Raw genomic sequence first — 6,936 nt, 5'->3', positions numbered from 1 at the left:
CCACCCCCGGCCCCGGAACCCGGGCGCCGCCCGGGGCGGGCGGGGGGGGGGGGGGGGGGGGGGGGGGGGGGGGGCGGGGGGGGGGGGCCCCCCCCCCCCCCCCCCCCCCCCCAACTGCGATGACGTGGTCCATTGCGAGCACACGGCGCGTCGGACCCAGCGGCTCGCTCTTCAGCCAGCCAGCCAGCCGCAGCGAGTGAGCGTGGCCAGACCGTGCCGTCTGCACGTCAGGCGTGCCGGACCGTGGGTCAGTCGCGTGCCGAGGTGATCTCGCTGGCGACTACGGACGGCCAGCGGGTCAGGATTCTCAGGACGCGCGCGTGCAGGTCGCCGATGTAGTCGCGGGCACGCACGGCGGCGGCATCGCTGTCGCGGCGTTCGACGAACCCGACCCAGTCCGCGTCGATCGAGGGACCGGTCATCGAGGTGTCGGACCCGGCGATGATGAGCGCCAGGACTCGGGTGATGTCGTTCTGCAGCCGGTCGTGGACCCTGATCAGGTAGTCGTTGTCGGTCGCCGCGGCAAGGCAGGCGAAGCCCGCGGCGACCGCCTCGACCCGCCGCATGGGCTGCTCGTCGGCCTCGTCGCTGCCCGGTATCGCCATGGACAGCGCGGCGACGATCTGCCGACGCTGTTCGGTGGTGGCGTCCTGCACGCCGAGCCGGACGGTTTCGGGTCCCACGATCCGCCAGAGCGTGAACAGATCGTCGACGGACTTCAGGGTGAGAGGGGTCACCTGGTAGCCCTTGCGGGGCGACGTCCGGACGAGGCCCTCGTGGCTGAGGCGGGTGAGCGCGTCGCGGATCGGCGAGATGCCGAAGCCGGTGGTCTCGGCGAGCGAGCGTTCGGTGAGGCGCCGGCCTGGGGCGATCCGGCAGGACACGATGTCGGCCCGTAGCTGTCGGTAGGCGGCGTCGCCGAGGGACAGGGGTTCGGACGAGGGCACTGACACGTTGCTCGCTCCCGCGGTCGAGGAACTCGGTGATATACCAGCGAGCCGATGATAGCGCTCACTGGCGAACACCAAGCGGTCCCATGCCTCATCCGGCGACGCGGTGTGACATGGCGTCAGTGCCGCAGCGGAAGTACCACGCCGTCGCCGCTTGTCCGGTCGGTCAGCAAGCGCACAGCCGACGCGCGGGTCGCCGCGGCTACATGGCGGGTCAGTCGCGTGGCGGCGACCGCGTCGCGACGGTCGATAACCGAGTGCCATGTCACGCCTGCGGCCTGGAGTGTGTCGACGCAGTCGGCCGAGCTGAGGATCAAGGTCAGGACACGCCACATCTCGCAGGAGAGCGACCGGTAGACCTCGATGAGCCGGTCGTTGCGGGAGGCGCTCGCGATCAGGTCGAAGGTCTGTTCGGTGATGTCGATGAACCGGACGACCCGATCCTGGTCCAGTGGGCCGGTGAGCACCGCGTTCCCGTCGACCATCAGTTGTCGCAGCCGGGCGGCCTGCGCCGAGTCGGCCCGGCTGGTGCCCAGCGCGGCCATCTCCGGGCCGAGCAGAGCCCAGACGGCGAACAGATCGTCGACCGACTTCAGGGTGAGTGGGGTGATCCGGTACGTGTGGGGCGAGACGACCTGGACCAGGCCGTCCCCCACGAGGCGGGTCAACGCGTCGCGGACCGGGGGCAGCCCCAGTCCGAATTCGACGGCACTGGCGCGCTCGGTCAGCGGGTGGCCGGGTACCAGCTCGCAGGTCATGATCCGGGTCCGCAGCGAGTGGTACACGGACTCGGACGACCGAGCACCCGTGGCCCACACACGTCTGTCCACCATGGTCCCGCCTTTCGGCCGAACGCCACGCCGGTGCGCAGTGCCACACCGGCATGGCCTATCGATCGTGATGCTACGACGACATCTCTGAAGTGTCATAGCGCGAGTCAAGAATATTTATTGGAACCGGCGGAGCTCGCGGCGCGCGAGGGACATCTTGTGGACTTCGTCCGGTCCGTCGGCGATACGCAGCATGCGGGCCTGGACGTACAACTCGGCCAGGGGAAAGTCCTGGCTCACGCCACCGCCGCCGTGGGCCTGGATCGCACGGTCGATGACCCATGTGGCCATTCGCGGTGCGGCCACCTTGATGCCCGAGATCTCGATCGCCGCGCCGCGGTTGCCGACGGTGTCCATCAGCCATGCGGTCTTCAGTACCAGCAGACGGGTCGTCTCGATGCGGATGCGCGCCTCCGCCACCCAGTCCTGGAAGACGCCCTGCTCGGCGAGCGGCTTACCGAAGGGGGTGCGCTCGTGGGCTCGGGCGCACATCAGGTCGAAGGCACGTTCGGCCATGCCGACCAGGCGCATGGCGTGGTGAATCCGGCCGGGACCGAGGCGTGCCTGGGCGATGGCGAAGCCGCCGTGCAACTCGCCCAGAAGGTTCTCCCGGGGGACCCGGACGTTGTCGTACAGGATCTCGGCATGACCGCCGTGACCGCTGTCGGAGTATCCGAACACACTGGTCGACCGCAGGACGTTCACCCCAGGGGCGTCGAGTGGGACCACGACCATGCTGTGGGTGCGGTGGTGTTCTCCGCCCGGATTCGAGCGGCCCATCACGATGGCCACCTTGCAGGCGGGGCTCATCGCGCCGCTGGACCACCATTTGCGGCCGTTGATCCGGAAGCCGTCCGCGTCCTCGGTGATCAGGGTGTCGATGTTGCTCGCGTCGGAGCTGGCGACCAGGGGCTCGGTCATCGAGTAGACGGAGCGGATCTCACCGTCGAGCAGGGGGTTGAGCCACCGCTTCTGAACCGGCGGCGTGGCGAAGTGCGCGAGGATCTCCATGTTGCCCGTGTCGGGCGCCGAGCAGTTCAGCGCTTCCGGCATGATCCACGGGCTTCGACCGGTTATCTCGGCGACATGGGCGTATTCGAGGTTGGTCAGGCCTGCGCCCCGCTCTCCGGGAAGGAAGAGGTTCCACAGGCCACGGTCCCGGGCGGCCTTCTTGAGCTCCGCCATGACCGGCGGGGTGTCCCACGGCCCGATCTCGGTCTTCTGCTGCGCATAGACCGGTTCCGCGGGGATGACGAACTCGTCCAGGAACTCGGTGGCTCGTTGCTTGAGATCCCGGATCTTCTCGGTCTCCGTGAAATCCATGGCTGTTCCGTCTGTCCTCTCTGTCGCGCGCTCAGCGGCCGGCGCCTGCCTGCGGCGGGTTGACGCGAAGTTGTCATACGGCTCTTCGGGCCGGGACCGACAGTGAGGCGATTCGTCAGCGGTGTCCGGGGGGATGACGGCGCCGACACAGAAGACACCCTCCTCGACCTCTTCATCGCTCTGTCCTCGTCACTGGGCATGTGGCTGGGCGCCTGTCCCCGCGACGGCCCCACATCAGCCGGGCAGCGCACCGTGAACTCCCTTTCCTAGACGGGTCCTTGGAGACGGTGCGGAGTCCCCGTCGCGCGCCGGACGAGTTCGGCTCCGTAGTCATTGCCGTTCGGTGTTCGGACGAGGGTGTGGGTGTGGAACTTCTCAGGCTCCGTGTTCGCGAGGAACACGCCCGCGTGATGGTCGAACTCGACGAGGACGACCGGGCTCTGTACGCGGTAGTAGAACGCGTCCTCGTCACCGCGCCCGCCGATCCAGCAGAAGTAGGTCTCGTCGAGATGGCGGCGGACGTCCGCCATCCGTGCCTTCCTGGGCCCGTCGGGCTGGTAGTCGAGGAAAAGGGCCACGAGATCGATGAGCGCATCCCGCTGGGCCGGGTGGAGCTCTGCGCCGGGGACCCCTTCGTAGGGGATGACCCGGTTGTCCTGGAACGCTCCGGCCAGGTGGAGTTCGTCGGCGTGGTGCAGCCGCCCTGGGGGCAGGTCCGGGTCCCGCTTCCGGTGGAACAGCACTGCCCGCTCGGCCTGGCCGGGCGTCAGGTCCCTGACGAAAGCGAGCCCTGCCCGTTCCTGTTCATCGAAGAGTGACAGTCCTTCGTGCTCACCGCGGTCGACGTGGTTCGGCTCCGACCCGAAGAACACCGGCGTGAGCACTTGCCTGCCGCCGATCAGCAGGCAGTTGACGGCCAGGTGGTGTCCCCAGAGGTTCCAGCCCCACGGCTCGGTCACGGACGGGGTGCCGAAGATGTTGATGTTGTAGCTGTGCTCGTTGAGGATCCGGGGCAGATCGACGAGCTCGCCCAGGAACCCGTTGACCCTCATGATGTCCCGGACCTTCCGGTAACCCGCGGGGCTCAGACACGCCGCGACGAGCCGGAACACCTGATCGCGAGTCTTCTCGTCGACCTCCTCCAGCCGGATGCCGAAGGGGTTGAGGCAGAACTCGGGGTTCAGCCAGGCCCTCCACACCCGGCTGTGGAGGGGACGTAGGACGCGGGTCTGTTCGTCGGCGCTGAGCATGCCGAGGAGTCCGACGGCGGCGTCGACCGCCGCATCGTTGTCCGCGCCCTCGTCGCGTTCGGCGCTGAAGAGCTCCGGCACGGTCCGGCCGTCCGTGGTGATCCCACGGAATTCCGTGTTCTCGAACAGCGCCGTCCATGCCGAGACGACTTCGTCGGCCACCGGGTTCTGCCGCACGGCGTCGAGGTAGGTGTACGCATCGCACGATCGGAACGCGCTCAGTCGTGGATTGTCGAGAGGGAAGAGGTGGTCGCGGAAGTCGCTGGACATGTCGCCTCCGGGAGTGGGGGTGCGAGACAGCACCGGCTCGCGCCCAGGAGTATCCGGCCCACCCGCTTGACGCTCCCGGAACGCCGGGCCCAACTGTGCCACAGGTCCTTTTGGTGGTCCACTGGTCCACTTAACGGACCGAAGGGGAAATGAAGGGCGCCATGACAGCGACAACGGAGTCCGCCGGGCCCGGCCCGGCCTTCCTGCGAGGCGTACGCGTCCTGGATGTGACCGGGGCCCTGGCCGCGGCCCCGCTGCGCGATCATGCTGTCCGGCCTCGGCGCGGACGTCCTCAAGGTCGAACCGGTCAGGGGTGACGGCATGCGCGCCCGGCGGATGGGCCCGGAGCGCGGGTCGATCCCCTTCGACCTGGCCCACCGCGACAAGCAGAGCCTCGCGGTCGACACCGAGTCACGCGCCGCCGCGCGACTCCGGCGGCAGGAGGTCGCCGGCGCCGTCGTCACGACCGTCGCGGCGCAACGGCAAGCTCATCAACGTCCGTGGAGCGCAGCCTCACCGGTCGGGCGGCCAGCCTGTTCCGCGCGGGGAAGACGACTACTCCTGCCGGGAGAAGACGGCAGGAACGGCGCCGTCCATGTCGAGCGGTTCCCCGAGAGGGGATTTCGGTGGTGTCCCCGCCCGCGATCGTGTTGCGGGGAATCCCGAGGCGCTCGACCTCGACCTGCGCCACATCGCCGGGCCGTGGCGGCCAGGGAGGCTGGTGGGCGTAGTCGGGAAGGTGTCGGTGCCGAGCAGGTCACCGGGGTGCGGTGTGCGGGTGCCTGAGATGTGGGCCGGCGAGTCGCCCACGCGATGGATCATCTGGCTGCTGGAGCTGTCCTGCTGACCCGCACACAGCCTGTCCCGCGGGTCACCCACCTCGTCGACCGGCGCCACGGGCGCGCGGTGGGCCGGAGTGGTCAGAACTGGTACGGCCCGAATCGTCCCCACGCGACCACGGCCAGCATGGCTATGAAGTGAAGGTTCACGGCGGCCTTCGCGGTTTCGGAGCGACGGAGGTGGACGACGGACCCACCCCCGGCCAGCACGATACCGCCGAGAGCGGCCAAGGGAGTCAGCACCGGCGCGATGTCGGTGGCACCCGGGAGGACCAGGCCGAGGCCCACCAGCGCATCGAGCAGCCCGATGAGCTTCACAGAGGTGTCGGAGTACTCTTCGACCCAGCCGAAGGCGGTCTTGGCGAGTTCTTCTCTGTCTCGCAGGATCTTCATGCCTCCGAACAGCACGAAGGAGGCGGCCAGATAGGACTGGAAAACCCACAGCAGCACGTTCACGAGTACCCCAAGGGGACGGGAATGCCGATGCGCCGACAGGAGCCGCCCGGCACAGGACAACCAGCGGCGTGGCGACTTATTCAAAATTGGACAACCGCACACTAGCACTTGATTTGCATTTCAAACACTGCTGCGGCGACAGTGATCCAGGTCGTCGGTCAGCCGCGGACGGCTCCACGAACGGCTCCGCCAGTTCGCCGTGGGAGCGGAACTCGGTGGCCGCTGTGACGCCAACCTCCCGGTGCGGGCGGAGGTGTTCAAGCGGAGGTACGCGGAACTCGCGCGAAGACTCGACCAGCTCTGAACCGCAACGTCCGCGCTCCACCAGCGACTGGCCGGGCGATCACGACCGGAACCCTCTGGTCGTCCACCGCGCCCAGAGCGGCACCGGCTGTGGTCGGCGGACGGCACCTGGGGTCGCGCTGTCGGGGCAGGGGAGAGTTTGTACGCTCCCGGTGGCCTGCGACCACAATCACCATCAGTAATCGAGCAGGGGAGGCATTGTGCGGCACAGTGGGGCACTGAGGGAACGAGCAGTGAACGGATTCAACGGCCTGGTCGTGCGACTCCGCTCGTCGGACCGGTGGGGGAGGTGGGTCCGGCGCCATCTCACCGTCGTGACGTACACGGGGCGGCGGTCGGGGCGAACGTTCAGCACTCCGGTGGCCTACCAGCGCAAAGGCGACATCGTCACGATCGTCGTGGCCTTCCCGGACGCCAAGAACTGGTGGCGCAACTTCACGGGAGACGGTGGCCCCATATCGCTCGAGCTGGACGGGGCGGATCGAGAAGGACTTGCCGTCGCCCAGCGAGGCGACAAGGGCCGCGTCCTCGTCACCGTACGGCTGGACGACGCACCGCGGTCGTGAACGGCCGCCGATGTCACGGTGAAAACGTCGTGTCCGAAGGCGAGTTGGTGGCCGTCCGGGCCCGGACGGCCATGGCAGGGCAGCGTGTTCGGCGGGCATGACGCTGTCGGCTCGGGCGCACAGCGGTCCGCACGTCCGCTCGCCGACAG

General features: G+C 68.5%; 7 protein-coding genes. 2 read left to right on the top strand and 5 right to left on the bottom strand.

The features are described 5' to 3' along the window. Positions 1 to 248: 248 nt before the first annotated feature. The 4 genes from ACFY0P_RS22640 to ACFY0P_RS22625 all read right to left on the bottom strand — a co-directional run bounded on the left by ACFY0P_RS22640 (position 249) and on the right by ACFY0P_RS22625 (position 4,623). Positions 249 to 953 (bottom strand): GntR family transcriptional regulator, encoded by a 705-nt coding sequence (locus ACFY0P_RS22640; RefSeq protein WP_388915860.1) that lies wholly within the window; start codon positions 951 to 953, stop codon positions 249 to 251. Between the two features lie 116 nt (positions 954 to 1,069). Further along, a complete protein-coding gene (locus ACFY0P_RS22635) occupies positions 1,070 to 1,783 on the bottom strand; it encodes a GntR family transcriptional regulator (RefSeq protein WP_388915857.1) in 714 nt (237 codons plus the stop codon). 114 nt (positions 1,784 to 1,897) lie between these two features. Beyond that, positions 1,898 to 3,103 carry an acyl-CoA dehydrogenase family protein gene (locus tag ACFY0P_RS22630; RefSeq protein ID WP_388915854.1) on the bottom strand — a complete coding sequence of 402 codons (1,206 nt, stop codon included), beginning with the start codon at positions 3,101 to 3,103 and terminating at the stop codon, positions 1,898 to 1,900. Positions 3,104 to 3,369: 266 nt separating this feature from the next. Next, positions 3,370 to 4,623 carry a DUF3500 domain-containing protein gene (locus tag ACFY0P_RS22625; protein WP_388915851.1) on the bottom strand — a complete coding sequence of 418 codons (1,254 nt, stop codon included), beginning with the start codon at positions 4,621 to 4,623 and terminating at the stop codon, positions 3,370 to 3,372. 261 nt (positions 4,624 to 4,884) lie between these two features. On the opposite strand from ACFY0P_RS22625, the gene ACFY0P_RS22620 reads away from it, so the two are divergent. Next, on the top strand, positions 4,885 to 5,409 hold the full coding sequence (locus ACFY0P_RS22620; RefSeq protein WP_388916386.1) for a CoA transferase: 525 nt from the start codon (positions 4,885 to 4,887) through the stop codon (positions 5,407 to 5,409). A 134-nt stretch (positions 5,410 to 5,543) separates the two neighbouring features. Here the strand turns inward: ACFY0P_RS22620 and ACFY0P_RS22615 are convergent, their stop codons facing one another. Beyond that, entirely contained in the window at positions 5,544 to 5,918 is a 375-nt protein-coding gene (locus ACFY0P_RS22615; protein WP_316769116.1) for a DoxX family protein, read from the bottom strand. 536 nt (positions 5,919 to 6,454) lie between these two features. On the opposite strand from ACFY0P_RS22615, the gene ACFY0P_RS22610 reads away from it, so the two are divergent. Beyond that, a complete protein-coding gene (locus tag ACFY0P_RS22610) occupies positions 6,455 to 6,787 on the top strand; it encodes a nitroreductase/quinone reductase family protein (protein ID WP_388915847.1) in 333 nt (110 codons plus the stop codon). Positions 6,788 to 6,936 lie beyond the last annotated feature (149 nt).

Source organism: Streptomyces sp. NPDC001714 (assembly GCF_042892755.1).
Lineage (GTDB): Bacteria > Actinomycetota > Actinomycetes > Streptomycetales > Streptomycetaceae > Streptomyces.
This window is presented reverse-complemented; position numbering and strand designations above follow the sequence as displayed.

Coding starts and splice junctions, on each gene's coding strand:
- ACFY0P_RS22635 (WP_388915857.1), bottom strand. CDS start 1,783: ATGGTGGACAGACGTGTGTGGGCCACGGGTGCTCGGTCGTCCGAGTCC.
- ACFY0P_RS22630 (WP_388915854.1), bottom strand. CDS start 3,103: ATGGATTTCACGGAGACCGAGAAGATCCGGGATCTCAAGCAACGAGCC.
- ACFY0P_RS22625 (WP_388915851.1), bottom strand. CDS start 4,623: ATGTCCAGCGACTTCCGCGACCACCTCTTCCCTCTCGACAATCCACGA.